This is a genomic window from Chloroflexia bacterium SDU3-3, from assembly GCA_009268125.1.
GTDB lineage: Bacteria > Chloroflexota > Chloroflexia > Chloroflexales > Roseiflexaceae > SDU3-3.
Map to the genome: position 1 here is coordinate 156,509 of WBOU01000015.1, position 19,793 is coordinate 176,301.

Genomic DNA, 19,793 nt, shown 5'->3' on the forward strand with positions numbered 1-19,793 from the left:
CGGCGCTGATCGGGCCTATTGTACACAACCCTGCGCGATCTGCCATGTGGTGCGCAGGGGCTGCGCAGGGCTACACGTTCTCGTTCAGCAGGATGTTTTACCACTAAGGCTCCACGACTCCAAGGAACAAAAAGACTTTATGTGTCACGAAGCCACGGCTACCTGCGATGAACGCAATGCACGCATCGCGGGCGGGCACGAGACCCGCCCCTACGTCGATCTGAATTGCCGCGCATTCCTATGACTCAGAAAGGATGGCTTCTGCATGGCTGCGACTCTTGGCGGTGGTCGTGCGTACATGCGGGCGAGATTCTGCGATGGTGAAAGGGACGACGATGAGCGTGCAGATCGTGCAGACCCCTAGCGGGCCGATGGAGTACGAGGTGGATGGCAGCGGTCCGGCGGTGCTGGTGCTGAAGGGCGGGCACTGCACCCGGGCAACTAGGCTCGGCCACGAGCGGCTGGCCTCCGCCGGGTTCACGGTGGTCATGCCCTCGCGGCCTGGGTACGATGCCACGCCCGCCTCGGTGGGGCGCACCGCCCAGGCCGCCGCCGACGCGCTTGCGGGGCTGCTGGGGCAGCTTGGAATCGCTACCACGGCGGTGATCGGCATCTCGGCGGCGGGGCCGACCGCGCTAGCGCTGGCGCTGCGCCACCCCCAGCTGGTCTCGCACGTGGTGCTGGAGTCGGCGGTGAGCCTGCCGTGGGATGCGGCGACGCAGCGGATGGCGGCCATACCCTTTGGTCGGCTAGAGCGGCTCACGTGGGGGCTGCTGCATGCGGGGCTGCGCCGCTGGCCGCTGCCGGTGATGCGTATGATGCTGGGCGGGCTGACAACGCTGGATGCGGGGGATGTGCTGGCCCGCATGGGGCCGGAAGAGCGGGCCTTTGTGCACGGCATGATTGCCAGCATGCGCTCGGGGCGGGGCTTCATGTGCGATGTGCGGCATCGGGTGGATGGCCTGGGGGGGCTGGTGTGCCCAGTGCTGGCCATGTATACCCCGCACGATGGGAGCGTGCCGCCCGCCCACGCGCAGCGGGTGGCACGCGAGGCCCCGCGCGCCACGCTCTACGAGGTGCAGGCCGACACCCACCTGATCTGGGCGGGGCCGCAGAGCCAGGCGGTGTGGGCGCGGCGGCTGGCGTTCTTGCGCGGGGAGGCATGGCCGGGGTGATGGAGGGCTGCGCATACCTTGGGAGGAGAATCCCGAAATGGTTGAAAATCGCCGAGGGGCGGCTGAAGGCAGGTTTGTACGAGTTAGACAAGCGTACGGGCGGGCCAGTTATCGAATGCATACAGTGCTTTGCGGCGGAAAGCACCCTGGCCGTTTGGGTGAAGCCTGCGCGGCGCGGTGGGCGCTTGCCTAGCGGCTGGCTGGGGCTTTTTCGCATCGTAAACCGGTTTTATGAGGATCACGTGAGAGAGGACGATTTTTAATCGGGAAGACCGTTTTACTCAACTGTTAGGCAAATGTGCTGAAATTACTCTTTTTAAAGGGGAGAAATAAAACGGATATTGACAAAAGCCAAACGCTTAACTATAATGGCGCTGTCTCACTCGTCGGTACTGAATATTCATAGCTTCACCCTCGGCTGGTGCCCGGCTGCACCACACGGGCTGTATCGATTGATACAGCGGGTTCTTTATGCCTAGCGGACGGCATGCTGCAAACCGAGGTCTGTTCGCGCCGTTGGTACGGTGTTGTGTTCTAACATGAGGAGAGTCATTTCCATGAAGCGTCCACTTCAGCTGTTCGCTGCGATCGCGCTGGTCGCCTTCCAGATGGGTTTTGGCACCTCGGCGGAGGCAGCCTCGACGCTTGTTCCGGTGGCGAAGGCCGCCGAGGGCAAGGCCGTCGCAGGCCGCTACATCATCACCCTGAAGGCGGGCCAGAAGCCTGCGAACGTGGTTCGCAACCGCGGTCTGACCACGCGCTATGTGTTTGACAAGGCCGTCAACGGCTTTGTGGCCGACCTGAGCGCCGAACAGCTTAGCCGCCTGCAGCGCTTTAGCGAAGTCCTCGCGATCGAGGAAGACCAGGTTGTCACGCTCGACACCACACAGACAATCGGCAGCAGCGACTCGTGGGGTCTGGATCGGATCGACCAGAAGAACCTGCCGCTGTCGGGCAGCTACACCTACAACGCCACGGGCGCTGGCGTGAACGCCTACGTGATCGACACCGGCATCTACATCTCGCACGCCGAGTTCGAGGGCCGCGCCTCGGTGGCCTACGACGCGCTGGGCGGCAATGGCATCGACTGCCAGGGCCACGGCACCCACGTGGCGGGCACGATCGGCAGCAAGACCTACGGCGTGGCCAAGAAGGTCAGCCTGTACGCCGTGCGCGTGCTGAACTGCAGCGGCTCGGGCACCAACTCGGGCGTGATCGCGGGCATCAACTGGGTGGCCAAGAACCACAAGCCCAACGCGGTGGCCAACATGTCGCTGGGCGGCGCGTACTCGTCGGCGGTGAACAGCGCGATCGCGACGCTGACTGGCTCGGGCGTGTTCGTGGCGGTGGCCGCGGGCAACGAGACCACGCTGGCCTGCAACAAGTCGCCGGCCAGCGCGCCCAGCGCCTTCACCGTGGCCGCGTCGGACAAGACCGACAAGATCGCATCGTTCAGCAACTACGGCAGCTGCGTCGACGCCTACGCCCCTGGCGTGAACATCAAGTCGACATGGCTGAGCGGCGGCACCAACACCATCAGCGGCACCTCGATGGCCTCGCCGCACGTGGCTGGCCTGGGCGCCCTGTACAAGGCCACCTACGGCGACGCCTCGGCTGCGACGGTCTCAAGCTGGATCATCAGCAACTCGACCACGGGCGTGATCATCAACAACCCCAGCGGCACGCCCAACCGGCTGATCTACACCGCCGGCCTGTAAGCTCAGCACACCGATAGGTGAGACAGGATACGCCCGCAGCACATTGCTGCGGGCGTATTTATTGTTGGGTGATAGATTGAAATGATAGAATGTATGGTCTAATAAGAGAATATGCCGTTTTTATCTGCTGAGAGAGCCTATTTTGACAGAAGCTCTGTGATTTTCAAATATGTGAATCACAAAGCGAGCAACTGGGCTTCGCACCCTCACATGGCTGCTGAAAAGCGGCTAGTGCGTCACATCAGTGCGCAGCCTGCGGGCCGAGGCGCGGATGGTCAGCTCGGTGTGGAACTGGGGCAGCGCCGCATCCTCGCCCTCGATGCGGCGGATGAGCGTGTGCGCCGCCGCCCTGCCGATCTCGGTGATCGGCACGCGCACGGTGGTGAGCGGGGGCAGCGTGTAGGCCGAGTGCAGCTGGTCGTCGAAGCCCACCACCGAGATGTCGTCGGGGATGTGGAAGCCGTGGGTGAAGAGCGTGAGCATCGCGCCGTAGGCCATCTGGTCGTTGGATGCGAACAGGGCGGTGAAGTGCGCCCCGCGCCCCAGCAGCTGCTCGACGGCGCTGCGGCCAGAGTCCTCGGTGAACTGGCCCTCGACGATTAGCTCGGGGTCGAGCGGGATGCTGGACTCCTCAAGGGCGCGGCGGTAGCCCTGGACGCGCTCGATGGCGTCGCCGTGGGTGGGCGTGCCGGTGATGTGGGCGATGCGGGTGTGGCCAAGGCCGATCAGGTAGCGGGTGGCGCGGTAGGCCCCCTCGTGGTTGTCCACCGTGAGGCAGCTGGACTCGAAGCCCGGCACCTGCCGCCCCACCACGATCACGGGCAGCTGCTCGACGATCGGCTGCAGCTGGCTCTGGCCGATCCGCCCGCCCAGGATGATCAGGCCATCCACCCGGCGCGAGAGCAGCAGGTCGAGCGCGTGCTGCTCGTCGCTGCTGCTGTTCTCGCGCCAGTGGGTGCTGGCGAACATGGGGCGGTAGGCGTGCTGCTCTAGCGCCTCCTCGCAGCCCCAGAGCATCAGGCCGAAGAAGGAGCTAGTGATGTTCTGCACCAGCACGCCCACCGTCATCGAGCGCCCGCGCGCGAGGCCCTGCGCCACGGCGCTGGGGCGATACTGCAGCCGCTCGATCACGGCAAGCACCAGGGCGCGCTTGCTGGCCGAGACGCGGGTGCTGCCGTTGAGCACCCGCGAGACAGTGCTCACCGAGACACCGGCCTGCTGGGCGATGTCCTCGATGGTGGTTGGTTTGTCCATAGTCTCACACTTCTTCTGCTCGGCCAGGGGCGCTGCGCCGCGCGCCTGAGCTGGGCGGTCGCGGTATGGCGCAGGTGGCTGCGGTATGCGTGGCCTCATTATCGCGCAAGTGGGGATGGCGTCAAGCGCTAGCATGGCTACGCAGGGTTGCTGTGCGGTGGCGGGCATGGCCGTGCGGATGGTAGCGATACCAGGGCGCGTCGCTGGGTGGCTTCATCGAGGATGGTGATAGGTGGTCGTTTGGTAGGTGGATGCCCTGCGCGGGCGGTGGTGAGGGGGCGTTGCCGCTCATATGGTATTAGGTTTTCGATGTGTTTCCCATCACCGATGGCGGTGGTGCCTGTTTGGTGGGTGGATGCCCTGCGCGGGCGGTGGTGAGGGGGCGTTGCCGCTCACATGGTATTACGTTTTCGATGTGTTTCCCATCACCGATGGCGGTAGTGCCTGTTTGGTGGGTGGATGCCCTGCGCGGGCGGCGCCTAGGGGCTAGCCCCTAGGAACCCCACCAGGGGGCATCGCCCTCACATGGTGTCATTTTCCCGTCGGCGCTGGGCTTTGTTCCATGAGCGATGGCATTGGTCAATGGTTGGTGGGTGGATGCCCTGCGCGGGCGGCGCCTAGGGGCTAGCCCCTAGGAACCCCACCAGGGGGCATCGCCCCCTTGGAATCCCCAATTTGTAGCATTCCTATGCCGAAATCGGGCAGCTGGTGTTCGTGCATATGGCCAGTTGGCCTGAGCGGCACCTTCGCCGCATGGGCCGGGTGGGTGAGATCGAGAATCTTACATGCGGTGCATGGCCTGGCACGCAAGATAGTGTGCTTTGTTGTTTTCTAATGCCCCGCGCAGAAACATGGCACCACGTGAGGGGCATCGCCCCCTTGGAATCCCCAATGTTGAGCATTCCTCTGCCGTTTCCTGGCAACTAGCGTTCGTGCATAGGGCCATCAAAACACCGGCGGCACCTTCGCCGCATGGGCTGCAAGGTTGCGGTGCGATAGACAGAGGCGGGCCTGGGTGGGTATACCCCACCCAGGCCCGTGCGGCTGCGGCGTGTGGGCCGCGCCTAGGGGTAGCTGACGATCTTCACCGGCACGGTGGCCGTGCCCTGCGCGGCGTCGCCGGTGGAGTTGATAACGTGGGCGATGGTGCCATTGCCGCCCAGCGAGACGGTGAGCAGGTCGTGGAACCTCACGCCGGGGGTGTTGGGCACCTCGAATCCGCGCTCGGCCACGATGCTGGGGTCGACATTGAAGTAGCAGTAGCTGCCCAGGCCCCAGGCCTCGTGGGTGGTGACGCTGTCGGCGACCTTGTAGGCCGCGTAGCCGCGCGTCGAGCCGTTCATCCAGCTGGCCTGGTTCGGCGGGTCGTAGGGCAGCTCGTTCTGGAAGAAGTAGGTGCGCCCGCCGTTGCCGTTCCACACCACGTTGTACTTCTGGTAGTGCTCGACAAACAGGCCGTAGGCCGTGACGTTGCTACCGTTCACCACTAGGCCGTTGTCGGCGGTGTTGGTGTTCCAGCCGATGCCGCTGCCGTGGTCGCCGCGCCACAGCCATGTGTGGTCGATGATCACGTCGCTGCTGTTCACCACCACGCTCACCGTGGCCTTGCCCGCCACCGCGCCGCCGATGCGGGCGAACACGTCGTGCAGCGAGGTGGGGTTGGCGGCGTGGCTGGCCGTCGAGCCGCTGGGGCCGACCTCCAGCAGGATGGGCGAGTTGGTGGTGCCCGCGTCGAACAGGATGCCGGCGATCTTCACGCCATCCACATCGGCCACCCGCATGGCCACCACCCCCCCGTCGGGGATGAAGGTGGCAAGGCCGAGGCCCAGCACCACCGTGTTGGCGCGGGTGACGTTGATGCTCTGGTTCAGGTGGTAGACGCCGGGGGTGACCAGCAGATCCTTGCCCTGGGCCAGCGCTGCGTTGATGTCGGCGGCGGTCGCGCCGGGCTTGACGATGTAGAACTGGCTGATCGGCAGCGAGCTGCCCGCCGGGGTCTTGCCATCCCAGGTGTTGCCGCTGGTGTTGGTGCGCAGCGCGGGCACGAACACCTGGTAGCTGCCCGCCGCGTTGATGTAGAGGAAGGGCTTCTCGCGGATGACCGGCACCTGGCCGATCACGGTGTAGGGCGGTTCGGGGAAGCTCTGGGCCGGAGCGCCGCTGACGCCCACGAACACCATGTTCCACACGCCGTTCGACCAGCTGCCGATCTGCGAGCTGCGGGTGAAGTACTGCTGCTGCGAGCCGGAGAAGACCTGGCCCTCGATCTTGCTGTCGGCGATGAATCCGCCGCTGGACCAGCCGTGGTTGCGCGGGTCGAGCTGCAGCTGGCCGCGCACGTGCATGCGGCGGAAGGGCGCGGCCTGCGACACGGCCCAGCGGTTGTTGCCGTCGGGCGGGTTCACGGCCATGTTCTCGGCGAAGCGCCAGAAGTTCTGGGTGCCGTTGTCGCCGAACCAGTCGGCCTCGGCGCGCACGTAGCCGTTGATTGTCACGTCGTCGGGCGAGAAGCCCAGCCCGGCGATCTGGGTATTGAAGCCAATGTTGGCATCCACGCTGTAGCTGCCGGGCTTGAACAGCAGCGCATTGCGCTCGGAGCCGAACTGGTTGCTCTCCTGCACGGCGAACACAGCGTTCAGCTTGGCCTGGATGTCGGCGCTGGACATGCTGGGGTCGAACACCGTCACGTTGGGGCCAAAGTCCACCGGCCCAGGCACAGTTGTGGGCGCAGGCGTGGCGGTGGGCGGCACCCCGGTGGGCGTGGCCGTGGCGGTGGGCGGCACGGTGGATGTTGGCATAGGGGTGGGGTTCGTCGAGCTGCTTCCGTAGACCTCAAACTCCCAGAGCGAGTAGCCGTACTGCGCGCCATCGATGGTGGTGCGCTGGGTGCCGTACATGCGCACATAGCGGCCTGTGCCGGTGATGGCCAGGTCGTCCACGCCGCCGTCGCCGCCGCTCACGCTGGCGATGGTGGTCCATGTCGCGGCGTCGTTCGAGGTCTGGATCTGGTAGGCCTTGCCGTAGGCGGCCTCCCAGCTCAGGCGCACACGGCAGATCGGCTGGGCGCTGCCCAGGTCGACCTGCAGCCACTGCGGGTCGCTAAACGTGCTCGACCAGCGTGTGGTAGCGCTGCCGTCGAAGGCCGCCGAGGCTGGGTAGGTGCCCGCCTCGCTAGAGGAGGCCTGTGCGGCATGGCCCTGGGCCAGGTTGGCGCTGCCGCATGTGGGCGCGGGCGTGGCGGTGGGCGGCGGCGTGGCGGTGGGCGTGGCGGTGGGCGTCGCCGCGCCGTAGATCTCCACCTCCCACAGCGATGCGCCGTAGGCCGTGGCGCGGGATGTGGTGTAGACCCGCACGTAGCGGCCTATGCCGGTGATCGCCAGGTCGTCCACGCCGCCGTCGCCGCCGCTCACGCTGGCGATCGTCGACCACGAGGCCGCGTCGTTCGAGACCTGCACTTGGTAGGCGCTGGCGTAGGCGGCCTCCCAGCGCAGCACCACGCGCCCGATGTTCTGGGTGCTGCCCAGGTCGATCTGCAGCCACTGCGGGTCGCTGAATGCGCTCGACCAGCGGGTGCCGGTGTTGCCATCCACCGCCGCCGAGGCCGGAAACGCGCCCGCGTTCTCGCTCGATGAGACGGTGACGGGCCGGTTCAGCGCGAGGTTGGTGCTCTGCGCCGCCGCGCTGGGCGCGAGGGCCAGCAGCTGCCCGGCCATGGCGCAGCACACCACAATGGGCGCACCGCGGCGGATGCCGCGCTGGCCGAGAAGTGATCCGATACCTAGTGAACCCATGGTTTCTCCTTTGAACGGTGGTTCGTCCGGTCGTGCTACCGCGATGTATTGCACCATATTTTGCGCTGGGCGACTAGCGCTCTGCGGCTACAAAAGCGCCTACAAAAGCGGCTACCTGCCGGGCGGGGAGAAAGATGCCAAGGAATGCGAAGGCGCGAAGGGAATAGGAGTCTCCATCCCACCTGGCCCATGCGGCGAAGGTGCATAGTGGGTGCTTCTGGCCATAATCGAGACCGTAGCGATGAGGCGGCTGCGCACGAGGCGGCGCGATTTTTTCTGCATGTTTTGTCGAGCGCTCAGCTGGCTTCGTCGAGCGCTCAGCTGGCTTCGTCGAGCGCTCAGCTTCCCCATTTCCCCGCCCCCGCTCGTTTATGCTGGTGAACGCATTCTAACAAGCACCGGAGCATCATCGTGACAAGCAGCAGCACGCGGGGCTGGAATCCCGCACAGACCTGGGTCTTTGTGGTCGGGACGCTGGAGTGGAAGCACGCGGATATGTTCGACCCCTTCCCCCAGGAGAACCGGCGCGATGCTGCTCTGGTGGAGTGTCTGCGCGAGATCGGGGTGCCGCAGGGGCAGCTGATCTACATCCAGGATCGGCAGGCCAGCCTAGAGCGCATCCAGCAGGAGCTGGATCGCCACCTGGCCGCCGCCGGGAAAGACTCGCTGTTTCTGCTGTACTACTGCGGGCACGGCTACAAGGATGATGACGGCGCGGCCTACTTTGCCAGCTACGACGCTGACTGCGATGCGATCTACGGCTGGCCCATGGAAGATGTGCCCGCCCGGATCGAGGCGCACTTCCAGGGCGCGCAGGCTATGATCATGCTCGACTGCTGCTACTCCGGCGCGATGGCCGATCTGCTGCCGCAGAAGTCGCGCATCGGCTACGCCTGCCTGGCCTCCTCGCTCTCCAGCGAGACCTCGACGGGCAACTGGACCTACACCGAGGCGCTGCTGCAAGGGCTGAAGGGCGACGCCTTTGTGGATGCCGACGGCAGCGGCACGATCACCCTGGCCGAGCTGGCCGAGCAGATCGCCGCCGCGCTGGCCTTCGCCGAGGAGCAGATCTGCACTTTCGCCACCACCGGCGGCTTCGACCAGGGCCTGGTGATGGCCCCGGCCCGCCCGCGCAGCCACGCGCGCATCGGCAACAATGTGGCGGCGCGCAGCGGGAAGGAGTGGTACCGCGCCCAGATCGTGGGCGTGGATGGCGACCGGCTGAAAGTGCACTTCTACGGCTATGAGGAGAGCGACGACGAGTGGGTGGATGCCGATGCGGTGCGCGAGATCGCCCGCCCCAGCTACCCGGTGGGCACGGCGGTGCAGGCCAAGTGGAAGAAGAAGTGGTACCTGGCCACCGTGAAGCAGGTGCGCGAGGGCATCCACTACCTGCAGTACGATGGCTTTGGGCCGGAGTGGAACGAGTGGGTGGCGCTCGACCGCATCCAGCCGCTGGTGTAGCTGCCGGATGCCGCCCAGCCCCTGCGTAAAACGCAGGGGCTGTTTTTATTTCCTCATGCCTAGCGCTTCTGGGTCGCCACCAGCAGGAACAGGGGCCGTTCGCACTCCTCGGGCGGCGCTCCGGCGGCGGCGATGATCTCCCTGGTCGGCATCCACTCCTCGACATGGGCGATGGCGAGGCCGCTCTCGATCAGGCGGTTGATCGTGGTGGCCAGCGTGCGGTGCTGCTTGACCACGCCCTCGGCCAGCCAGTTGGTGACGCGCGGGCCCTCCGCGCCGTACTGGTTGAGCGGCCACGCTGCGCTGCCCTGCGCATCCCTCACCCAGTTGGGGTTGCGCGGGGCCATGTAGATCGGGTGCTCGGTGGTGAACACAAAGCGCCCGCCCGGCACCAGGGCGCGCTGGATGCTGCCGAACAGCCGCGCCACATCCACGATGTAGTGCATGGCCAGCGAGCTGTAGACCAGATCGAACGAGGCCTCGGGCAGCTCCAGCGCCTCCAGGTCGGCCTGCTGGTAGGTGATGGCGGGGTCGTTGGTCTCGGCCTGCGCCCGCGCCAGCATGTTGTGCGAGAGGTCGACGCCCAGCACGCTGGCCGCGCCCTGCGCCCTGGCCCAGCGGCAGAACCACCCAAAGCCGCAGCCTAGGTCGGCCACGGCCATGCCGCGCACATCGGGCAGCATGGCCTGGATGGTCGGCCACTCGGGCGCCCCGGCCAGGCCATGCACCGAGCGCTCAAGCTGGCTGTACCCTGCGAAGAAGGTCGGGTCATCGTAGATGTTCTGGGCCATTGGTGGTTGCTCCTGTTCGCTCAAAAGAGCTCTGCGAATCCACATGTCGTACTGCTGGCTATCGAGCGGTATTTGGCATGTCGCCCGTGCGGCGGTCGCGCCGAGCGCCTGCGCCGTACCCCAACTCAGGCAAAGCCCTCGCCCTAATCATGTCCGCCTATTTGTGGTTGGGATGTGCAGGGCTAGTATAGCAGCACATGCGCAGGCGGGCGCGCTGGTGGCTGGGCGAGGGCTGTGCTACAATCGCCGGGGGCGACATCTTGCGCACGCTAACATGTGCTATTTGCCCCTATAGGGTGAATGCTTATCCTGGAGATGTTGAATTGAGGTAATCAATGCGCCATGTCACGCTATTAGATGCCGATAGTGTCTACAGGGAAGAGCTGCTAAGTATCTTAGAAGAAATCAATATCCACTATACAGTAGAGGAGCACTACGACCTTTCTACCGTATATGATAGATCGGATCTTGTTATTTTGGTTTGTAAGTATGAGCTAGCTCATATGTCATCTGTAATAGAAAGTGTAAATGAGAGATTTTTATGCGTTATATATGACATGCCCGCTAAAAGAGAACCGCGTTTGATGGGTGGTTTAAATAGTATTAAGTATATATATTTTTATATCATATATGAGGTTGATGATGAGATGCGCGATGATCTGAAGCTGATTATAAATGGGGCGATAGAGAGCTTTGACCGGCGTCTTGGAAAGAGACTTGAAGGCTTACATCTTTAGTGAGTGTGTGCACTTCCTGCGCTGGATGGATGGTGGGTGTACTCACGTATGATAGGAGGATTTTATGAAAAAGAAACTACTACTGAATAATATTGATAGATCGGATAATAATATGGTTGATGATATTCTTGTTATGGTTAGGAAGAATGGTTTTGAGTATATTCGGATAAGAAAATCTGATAAGAACTTGATAGCTTTTTCTGATTTGGTTATTTGGCTATAATCATTTGCGCATAAAGATGATTATAATAAAATTCGCGCCATTTGCTATAAGTTGATATGTTTAAGCTATGGCTAATTTCCTCCAAAGAATGATAAGATTAATTCCAATTTTAGTAACTCAGCGATATTTTACCGTTTGCCAGACAAGTATGAGGATTAATTGGATGAGGAACTGCTAATCTTAATCAATGGTGTACTTTCGTGGAAGCATAGGTAGCGGTCTATGAAAAAGGCGTTTTTATGATTGATATAGATTGGGATTTGATTTATTAGTTATATCTATGATAGTAAAAGGTTAAGATGAAACAGAAACTTGATAGAGCGCAGATAGTGTTTTTGGTGGATAAACTACTCAAGGCAGAAGGTACCGCATCAGAGATGGGAGATTGGCTAGAGTTGGTGAAAGCAAATGTCCCAGATCCTGGCATCCAGGGGTTGATTTATTGGCCTAATCACTATGGTCTTGGCGACAACCCAAGCGCCGAAGAAATTGTCGATAAGGCATTAAGTTACAAGCCGATCCAAGTATGATTGTGCGCTAGCCATAGCTTCCACATTTTGCCACTCCTCCGCTGCCATGATTACCTCCACCTTTTATCTACGCGCCGCCCACGCGCGTGCGGCCCCGCCTGCCCACGAGGCCGCCAGCCCGCCGCTGCGCCGCGCCTACTGCTCGTCCTCGGGGTCAGTGGGGTGCGGTGCCAGTCCAGCGCGCCAAGCAGCCGCGCCTCGTCGGCGTCGAAGTCGGCGTGGTAGCGGTGCGCGTGCGGCGCGGGGATGCGCACCTCGTCCTCGGCCAGGGCGTGGGCCTGGAGCGTGGCGACGAGCTGCGCTCCAGGCCCGCAGGCGAATGGCCCGTGCGCCAACCGCACCACCTACACGTTCGATCCGCGCATGTTCTACCTCACCGCCACCGACGCGCTCGGGAGGAAGACCGTCTGGAGCTATAACGGCAACGGCCAGCCAACAAAAATCGTCTACCCGGATGCGACCACGATTAGCCCGATCTCCGACACCCTGTTGCGGCTGAAGAGTCCCGGCCTGAGCATCAACTACACCTACGACCTGCTAGGCCGCCGGACGGTGATGACGGATGGGACGGGCTCGACGGGCTCGACCAGCTACACCTACGACGCGGTTGGCCACCTGAAGACTGTTACCATGCCCAACAAGCAGGGCACCATCGAGTATGACTACAACAAGGATGGCGCGCGGCAGACGCTGATCTACCCCAGCAAGCGGGCGGTGAGCTACATCTACTATGCCGATGGCCAGCTCAAGACGGTGAGCGAGGGCCAGGCACCGACCCCGCTGGCCAGCTACACCTACGACGCGGTGGGGCGGCCCGACACGGTGCAGCGCGCCAACGGCACGCAGACCACCTACGGCTTCGATGGTGCCGACCGGCTGCGCACGCTGACGACCACGCAGACCAGCACCAACGTGACGCTGGCCAGCTTCGGCTACACGGTCAATGCCCTGGGCCAGCGCACCCAGGTGCGCGAGACGCTGCCCGACCATAGCCGCACGATCGACTACGCCTACGACGGCCTGGGGCGTCTGGAAACAGCCGACGCCAGCACCGGGACCGACTACACCTACCGCTACGACGTGGTGGGCAACCGCACCGACGGCGGCAAGACCTACAACGCGGCCAACCAGGTCGATGGCTGGACCTATGACCTGAAGGGCCGCCTGACGAGCGACGGCACCACCACCTACGGCTACGACAACCTCGACCGCGTGATCGCGCTGAACGGCGTGACGCAGAAGTACAACGGCGACGGGGTGCTGATGCAGAGCGGGACGATCACGTACACGCAGGACGTGGCGCTGGCGCTGCCGCAGGTCATACAGACGTTGGGGACGGACTACGTGTATGGCGCGGACCGCCTGGCGGAGGTGAGCAAGACGGCCCGCACGTGGTACGCAACCGACGCCCTCGGCAGCGTACGCCTGACCACGAGCGACACCGGCGCGGCGCTGAGCAGCATCGACTACGACCCGTGGGGCCAGGTGGAGCGCGGTGCACCCGCCCGCTTCGGCTTCACGGGCGAGCTCCAGCAGGGCAGCAGCGTGCATCTGCGCGCCAGGTGGTACAATACCGCCAGCGGCAGCTTTACCAGCGTCGACCCCTACGCGGGCGACCCGGCCAGCCCCGCCAGCCTCGCGCCGTACATGTACGCCTACAACCAGCCGACCGGGTTTACCGACCCGAGCGGGCGCACATGCTGGGACCCGTCAATGGAGGTTGTCTGTCAGTTTGGCAGCACCATCGCAACGACGGTGAACTCAAACCCACTTGCGGGACCCGCAGTGATTGGGGTAGGAGCCGCCGCTGCCACTGCTGCCGCACCACTTGTGGCTGCTGCCGCCGTTGGCGTTGCTGCGGTCGATATGGCGTATTTATACACTATTGCACCGGAGGCTCCTGCACGGCGTGCACAAGTTGCCAGAGGCGCAAACTTTTTGTTCCGAGGTGGCCAGGGGTATGTGTGGACAGACAACAATCAGTTCTCACAACAAGTGCCGACCGGACTTCCCCATACTGGGAATCCCCAGCTACCTATCCAGTATGAGCCGCCCACTGGCCCAACGCAGCGCAATCCGTCAATGGAGGATATCGTCTCGGGCTTCCCGCTGCCTGGGCTATCCTGCCCGGATCAGGAGGGCTTCAGCCTCAATGGGCCATTCGATTGGTCCTCGTTCCGCACCCCGCCGATGGACCCAGGCCCACAGGTGCATGGGCCTACAGTCCTTGAAGCAAAGATGTCAGATATTCTTGATAAAAACATGCAAGCAGCAGGAATACTTCGCCCGCCAGGCACAGCAGCACATCATATTGTTGCTTGGAAAGACAAACCAGCTGCTATATCACGAATCATATTACAGCGGGCTAATATTGATATTAATAGTGCATATAATGGTGTATATCTTCCACGATCTGAAAAAAGGGGGTTCTATACAGTTGGCAATGTATGGCATGCTCCAATACACACAGGTATCTATTATAAAGCTGTTGAATCAAGACTGCTAATCGTTGCGCCTAACTTAAATCCTATATCAACAGGAGCTGTTCAACAAGTTCTAATAGATATTGCCTATGAAATATCTAGGGGTGTATTTCCACACTAAACAATTATATGTACAAATAAAGGATATATTATGAAAGTATCGAGAATATATACCGATGTAAATCACTATCAATACTTTCTCGGAGAGAAAGACGAAGATGAGATAGCTCTTTTGACTGATGGTACATCTAGAAAAGACTCATGGTCACCACCTTCAGTATATATATACAAAGATAAACTTATTCCCGGAAACTTTCTTGGTTTTCATGGAGACTCTCTTATTTTAAATCCTCAAGCTACCAAAGTCTTATCTTCCTTCTTAAGTGAAGCAGGAGAACTCCTTCCCCTTCCTTACAAAGGTGAAGTATATACATTGCTAAATGTTACACAGTGTATAAGTTGTTTAGACGCAGAAGAAACAGAGTGGTCAACAATGAGTAACGGGCTACGGTTATATCCTAGAAAATATGTGTTTAACCCAAAGTTATTTGCTAAATCTCGCATCTTCAAAATTCCAGAGACCCGTGGAGCCGAAGTATTAGTGGTTGACCTAGAAAAAGGGGATGAAGAAGAACTTCTTGATTGTATTTCAAAAAACAACTTAAAGGGATTAATATTTGAGGAACTATGGCATGATTGAGCGCAAACTGCACCGCCGCCATTTCTTGGCTGCATGCCACCAGCGCGGCGGCGCACTGCCCCACCGCGCTCCCTTGCCTCCCCTCAAAACTTCACATCATCCACGGCGTTATCATCCAAGTTCTGCAAATTGTGCGCGTAGCGCATCGTGGTGCGCGGGTCCTTGTACCGCGCCGCCGCCTGGGCCTGGGTGACGCTGGCCCCGCCCCGGATGGCCAGCGTGACGAAGCTGTGGCGCAGTGAGTGCGGCGAGCGGCCTGCTCCATCCCAATCCCGCCCGCACGTGGTACGCGACCGACGCGCTGGGCAGCGTGCGCCTGACGATGGGCGACACCGGCGCGGCGCTGAGCAGCATCGATTACGACCCGTGGGGCGCGGTGGAGCGCGGCACGGTCGCCCGCTTCGGCTTCACGGGCGAGCTCCAGCAGGGCAGCAGCGTGCACCTGCGCGCCAGGTGGTACAATGCGTCCAGCGGCAGCTTCGCCAGCGTTGACCCCTACGCGGGCGACCCGGCCAGCCCCGCCAGCCTTGCGCCGTACATGTACGCCTATAACCAGCCGACCGGGTTCACCGACCCGAGCGGGCGGTGTATCTCCTGGCTCCTGGGGCCGTGGAACCCTGATCCAAGTTGCCAGTACATTGGGAATGATGCCGCAAAAAATGGGCAGTGGAACTATGGGGATGGGCTGACCTATGCCGCCGGTGCCGCTGGTGTCCAGCGCGATGAGGATGGGAACTACGATGTTCTGGGCTATATGCTCAATAGCAATCCTGCGCTCAGTGCACCGATCAATGCGGTGCAGGCCATTGGCACGTTGGGGCGGCTTGCCATCGATGAAGATGCCCGCGCCGCTGCTTGGAAGAACGACCAGGCCACATGGAGCAAGATCAGCAACGTCTCGGCGTGGCCGGGTGCGGTGGGCGGGTGGATTACCCAACCCTGGACTGATTTTCGCGAAGGGTTCATGTGCAATGACATGTATCGCCTGGGCAAAGGGGCGCGTGGGCTGGGCGATGAGGCATCGATGGTCCTTGGCGTTGGTGCAGGAGTGCGGGCGCTTTTAGCCGCAAGGGCAGGGGGGGCGGCAGTAGTAACCAACACAGCAGCAGGTATATCCGCTCGAACATCACTCATTGCTGAACTTGAAGCAGCCAATATTCAGTTTACAGCAAATGATATCATACGTATTGGACGAACGCCTAAGGGTAAAGTTGTCTTCTTAGAAGTTGGTAAAACAAAGGCAGAAGCAGCAGCATTGGGGCGCAGATCATCCGGTTTTGCACACATTCTTGAAGAACACGAAATGGATTTTGTACGGAAAGGCGTTGCGGCAGAAGATATTCCTGATGTGATAATGGATGCTCTTACCAAAGGCCGTGAAGTGGGCTATCAAGGCAAGGGTACTGAGCGAGTAATTTACGAAGTAATGTATAAAGGGAATCCTTTAAGGATTGCTGTTCAATTCGCATTAAATGGTTACATTATTGGAGCCAATCCAAGATCTATGCCATAAGGAATAAAGTACATGAAGCAAACCATTCGGTTGATGCCAGACTATGGATGTTGGCCACTCTGGTGGATGAATGGTGATGGCGATATTGACCCGCACACGCTCCCGCTTACATCAGAAACAGTCGAACGGTTAATATACTGGTCAGATACATTTGATGCTAGTCTCAATCGGGATGATCCAGCTTCTTCAGCTTGGCCAAACAAGGAAACCTATGAAGCATTCGAAAATGAAGGGTATCAACTTTGGTTGATTTTGCGTCAAGAGCTTGTTCATACTTACATTGTGTTCTATCAAGACGGCGCTATAGTATACACAGATCCGTCTCAGCATCCATGCCATGACTCCCAAAGTTTGTAGGTAATCCAAAGAGGTTCGGTACGCGACCGACGCGCTGGGCAGCGTGCGCCTGACCACGAGCGACACCGGCGCGGCGCTGAGCAGCATTGACTACGACCCGTGGGGCGCGGTGGAGCGCGGCGTGGTCGCCCGCTTCGGCTTCACGGGCGAGCTCCAGCAGGGCAGCAGCGTGCACCTGCGCGCGCGGTGGTACAATACCGCCAGCGGCAGCTTCATAAGCAGGGATAGTTGGGGAGGAGATCCAAGCCGATCTCAAACACTCAATCCATACAGCTATGTTGGTAATAGCCCCATAAACCTGACGGATGCCGCTGGACAGTGCTATCCACCGGTTGAGTTTCTTCGTTCTGCTGAGCCACTCAACTGCTCTAATGTTGACCAAGCTGTTGGTATTATCAATAATCCGAGTATTGGATTGCAGGAAAAGGCTCTTGCCTTTGCGTACCTTGACGCATTCTGGGGCAGTCATGCAGCATTGATTGCTGGACTTGCATTGACTGGCTATGGCCTTGCTGATATGACTCTTTGGGGGTTCTATGAAGCAGGTTCAACCTATCTTGCCTCCCATGCACTCATAGCAGAAGCAGCAAAAACGACTGCTGGAGTAGCGGCGGTGGCTGGTATCACATATACAGGATATCAGGCATACCAAGGAGATGTTGATGCGCGAACAATGCTTGCCAACCCAGGTGTTTATGGCACTGCGACCTTATGGAATGATGTCGGAGAAACTGTCCGTGGCGCTTTCGCTGGGTTGCCCCGTCCTCCTCTGGCGTCGCCAAACGGTGAAAGCAATGCTGCGCGGGGATTTCCTCCTGCAAGACAACCAACAACACCTTTAGGTAAGCAAGCCATGCAAGTTATTCAAGATGATCCCGATGTCAATTGTTGGAATAATATTTTGAGAGCGCTCGGTCATCATGATGCGGACAGTATGCAAATAGTCGAGCAATTTGAACGTATAGGATATCGAAGGCATTTTGGGAATCCAAAGCCTGACGACATTGCACTATTTGTTAAGGTGGTTGATGGAGAAGCTCTCGTATATCATGCGGCGATCGTAGATGAAAGTATTTTAGGGGAACCTTCTTTCATGTCATATAATCTCGCAGCGACGAAAGAACCATACAAATTACCTGAAGATCCAGGAGTTTACACGCTTTCTGAGCTTTTTCGAATAAATAAAGGTCTACCAATAAATGACATATGGTATTTCTCTAAATAGTTAAAGGAGGTAATGCTATGAATGAGCTTTTCAAGGAAGAGAAAAACCTATTTCTTTCAAAGAAAACATCATATGGATATATATATTATTTACAGGTTGAGCTTGGTAGAGGGCTTGCACTATCATGTTATCAACATCCCTTATCAATGATAGACGCCGATGAACCTATAAAAGAACGTTTCAAGGAATCAATAAGAGAATATTTTTTTGGCCGTAAGCCTGAAGGCCCGAAACCACTTGATTATACCTACGTAGCGTTACTACAATTTGGGTTACGCTCTTTCGCAGGTGAGCCAATAGCTACTAAAAGCCTATATAGGGTAGGATATAAGTGGTGGTCTGGATCACCTGATATAGATCCGGATGAGAATACGTTAAGTATCAAGAATCTGCTCATGAAAGATTTCAGTAGCTATCAGGCCATGCATGCTACTCAAAGAGTTCAAAGCCTCATAGCTCTTCACCGAGATATTGTCCTTCTGATTATGCGCAAGATGGAGATTCCCTATACGATACAAGATCACAATGAAGGGTACGAACTCACGATTACCACATGCCCCTTCTGTTGCAATCTCTACAGCGACTGCCCGGTATTCGCTGGCGTTATCGATAGCATGACGGTGTGGTTTAAGGAAACTATTGCTCATGATGCGCAAGATCAGACAATCATTGTTACGCACAATTACGAGCGACAACATCGCATCGCTGTCACGCTAACTCAGGGGAAATAGCAAACGCACAGCCTTTATCGTCGCCCACGACAGTGTGCGCTTCACCTCCCGCGGGCGGGTCATCGCTCGCGCCGTGCTCTCCTCGCTCAAAACTTCACATCATCCACGGCGTTATCATCCAGGTTTTGCAAGTCATGCGCATACCGCATCGTGGTGCGCGGGTCCTTGTGCCGCGCCGCCGCTTGGGCCTGGGTGACGCTGGCCCCGCCCCGGATGGCCAGGGTGACGAAGCTGTGGCGCAGCGCGTGCGGCGAGCGGCCCTGGGCCAAAGTCTGCTCCAGCCCCGCGCTCGTGAATAGCTCGGTCAGATGGGATCGTGCCGCTGGCCAGCTACACCTACGACCCGGTAGGGCGGCCCGCCACGGTGCAGCGCGCCAACGGCACGCAGACCACCTACGGCTTCGACGGGGCCGACCGGCTGCGCACGCTGACGACCACGCAGACCAGCACCAACGTGACGCTGGCCAGCTTCGGCTACACGGTCAATGCGCTGGGCCAGCGCACCCAGGTGCGCGAGACCCTGCCCGACCACAGCCGCACGATCGCCTATGCCTACGACGGCCTGGGCCGCCTGACCGGCGCGGACGCGAGCACCGGGACCGACTACACCTACCGCTACGACGTGGTGGGCAACCGCACCGAGGGCGGCAAGACCTACAACGCGGCCAACCAGGTCGATGGCTGGACCTACGACCTGAAGGGCCGCCTGACCAGCGACGGCACCACCACCTACGGCTACGACAACCTCGACCGCGTGATCGCGCTGAACGGCGTGACACAGCGGTACAACGGCGACGGCGTGCTGATGCAGAGCGGGACGATCACCTACACGCAGGACGTGGCGCTGGCGCTGCCGCAGGTCATCCAGACGCTGGGGACGGACTATATCTACGGCGCGGACCGCCTCGCGGAGGTGAGCAAGACGGCCCGCACGTGGTACGCAACCGATGCGCTGGGCAGCGTGCGCCTGACCACGAGCGATACCGGCGCGGCGCTGAGCAGCATTGACTACGACCCATGGGGCCAGGTGGAGCGCGGCGCGGTCGCCCGCTTTGGCTTCACGGGCGAGCTCCAGCAGGGCAGCAGCGTGCACCTGCGCGC

General features: G+C 60.1%; 17 protein-coding genes. 12 read left to right on the plus strand and 5 right to left on the minus strand.

Features of this window, described 5'->3' with window-relative positions; genetic code table 11:
• The first annotated feature begins 254 nt into the window (after nucleotides 1–254).
• Nucleotides 255–1,175: an alpha/beta hydrolase gene (locus F8S13_21385; protein KAB8141073.1), complete on the plus strand. Its 921-nt coding sequence runs from the start codon at nucleotides 255–257 to the stop codon at nucleotides 1,173–1,175.
• 539 nt (nucleotides 1,176–1,714) lie between these two features.
• Nucleotides 1,715–2,893 carry a S8 family peptidase gene (locus tag F8S13_21390; GenBank protein ID KAB8141074.1) on the plus strand — a complete coding sequence of 393 codons (1,179 nt, stop codon included), beginning with the start codon at nucleotides 1,715–1,717 and terminating at the stop codon, nucleotides 2,891–2,893.
• 228 nt (nucleotides 2,894–3,121) lie between these two features.
• On the opposite strand, the gene F8S13_21395 is transcribed toward F8S13_21390, so the two are convergent.
• Nucleotides 3,122–4,147 carry a LacI family transcriptional regulator gene (locus F8S13_21395; GenBank protein ID KAB8141075.1) on the minus strand — a complete coding sequence of 342 codons (1,026 nt, stop codon included), beginning with the start codon at nucleotides 4,145–4,147 and terminating at the stop codon, nucleotides 3,122–3,124.
• 1,064 nt (nucleotides 4,148–5,211) lie between these two features.
• Complete coding sequence (locus F8S13_21400) at nucleotides 5,212–7,860, minus strand: discoidin domain-containing protein (GenBank protein KAB8141095.1); 2,649 nt, start codon at nucleotides 7,858–7,860, stop codon at nucleotides 5,212–5,214.
• 489 nt (nucleotides 7,861–8,349) lie between these two features.
• Here F8S13_21400 and F8S13_21405 point away from each other — a divergent pair, with 489 nt between their 5' ends.
• Nucleotides 8,350–9,402 (plus strand): hypothetical protein, encoded by a 1,053-nt coding sequence (locus tag F8S13_21405; GenBank protein KAB8141076.1) that lies wholly within the window; start codon nucleotides 8,350–8,352, stop codon nucleotides 9,400–9,402.
• Nucleotides 9,403–9,461: 59 nt separating this feature from the next.
• Here F8S13_21405 and F8S13_21410 read toward each other — a convergent pair whose 3' ends face one another.
• Nucleotides 9,462–10,193, minus strand: coding sequence for a class I SAM-dependent methyltransferase (locus F8S13_21410; protein KAB8141077.1), 732 nt, complete (start codon nucleotides 10,191–10,193; stop codon nucleotides 9,462–9,464).
• Between the two features lie 335 nt (nucleotides 10,194–10,528).
• Between F8S13_21410 and F8S13_21415 the strand changes: the two genes are divergently transcribed.
• The 4 genes from F8S13_21415 (at nucleotide 10,529) to F8S13_21430 (ending at nucleotide 14,866) form a co-directional block, all read left to right on the plus strand.
• Nucleotides 10,529–10,930 (plus strand): hypothetical protein, encoded by a 402-nt coding sequence (locus F8S13_21415; GenBank protein KAB8141078.1) that lies wholly within the window; start codon nucleotides 10,529–10,531, stop codon nucleotides 10,928–10,930.
• Nucleotides 10,931–11,452: 522 nt separating this feature from the next.
• Nucleotides 11,453–11,683, plus strand: coding sequence for a hypothetical protein (locus tag F8S13_21420; protein KAB8141079.1), 231 nt, complete (start codon nucleotides 11,453–11,455; stop codon nucleotides 11,681–11,683).
• A 246-nt stretch (nucleotides 11,684–11,929) separates the two neighbouring features.
• Nucleotides 11,930–14,287 carry a hypothetical protein gene (locus tag F8S13_21425; protein KAB8141080.1) on the plus strand — a complete coding sequence of 786 codons (2,358 nt, stop codon included), beginning with the start codon at nucleotides 11,930–11,932 and terminating at the stop codon, nucleotides 14,285–14,287.
• A 30-nt stretch (nucleotides 14,288–14,317) separates the two neighbouring features.
• The gene (locus tag F8S13_21430) at nucleotides 14,318–14,866 is read left to right on the plus strand and encodes a hypothetical protein (GenBank protein KAB8141081.1); all 549 of its coding nucleotides are present in this window, start codon (nucleotides 14,318–14,320) and stop codon (nucleotides 14,864–14,866) included.
• Nucleotides 14,867–14,949: 83 nt separating this feature from the next.
• On the opposite strand, the gene F8S13_21435 is transcribed toward F8S13_21430, so the two are convergent.
• Entirely contained in the window at nucleotides 14,950–15,105 is a 156-nt protein-coding gene (locus F8S13_21435) for a hypothetical protein (protein KAB8141096.1), read from the minus strand.
• Between F8S13_21435 and F8S13_21440 the strand changes: the two genes are divergently transcribed.
• The 4 genes from F8S13_21440 to F8S13_21455 are packed head-to-tail and all read left to right on the plus strand — an operon-like array spanning nucleotide 15,105 to nucleotide 18,692.
• Nucleotides 15,105–16,379 carry a hypothetical protein gene (locus F8S13_21440; protein ID KAB8141082.1) on the plus strand — a complete coding sequence of 425 codons (1,275 nt, stop codon included), beginning with the start codon at nucleotides 15,105–15,107 and terminating at the stop codon, nucleotides 16,377–16,379. The genes F8S13_21435 and F8S13_21440 overlap by 1 nt on opposite strands.
• A gap of 12 nt (nucleotides 16,380–16,391) precedes the next feature.
• Nucleotides 16,392–16,736 (plus strand): hypothetical protein, encoded by a 345-nt coding sequence (locus F8S13_21445; GenBank protein ID KAB8141083.1) that lies wholly within the window; start codon nucleotides 16,392–16,394, stop codon nucleotides 16,734–16,736.
• Between the two features lie 34 nt (nucleotides 16,737–16,770).
• A complete protein-coding gene (locus F8S13_21450; protein KAB8141084.1) occupies nucleotides 16,771–17,961 on the plus strand; it encodes an RHS repeat-associated core domain-containing protein in 1,191 nt (396 codons plus the stop codon).
• 17 nt (nucleotides 17,962–17,978) lie between these two features.
• Nucleotides 17,979–18,692, plus strand: coding sequence for a hypothetical protein (locus F8S13_21455; protein ID KAB8141085.1), 714 nt, complete (start codon nucleotides 17,979–17,981; stop codon nucleotides 18,690–18,692).
• A gap of 86 nt (nucleotides 18,693–18,778) precedes the next feature.
• Here F8S13_21455 and F8S13_21460 read toward each other — a convergent pair whose 3' ends face one another.
• On the minus strand, nucleotides 18,779–19,000 hold the full coding sequence (locus F8S13_21460; GenBank protein KAB8141086.1) for a tyrosine-type recombinase/integrase: 222 nt from the start codon (nucleotides 18,998–19,000) through the stop codon (nucleotides 18,779–18,781).
• An 8-nt stretch (nucleotides 19,001–19,008) separates the two neighbouring features.
• Between F8S13_21460 and F8S13_21465 the strand changes: the two genes are divergently transcribed.
• The coding region (locus F8S13_21465; GenBank protein ID KAB8141087.1) for a hypothetical protein at nucleotides 19,009–19,793 on the plus strand (785 nt) is incomplete at its 3' end.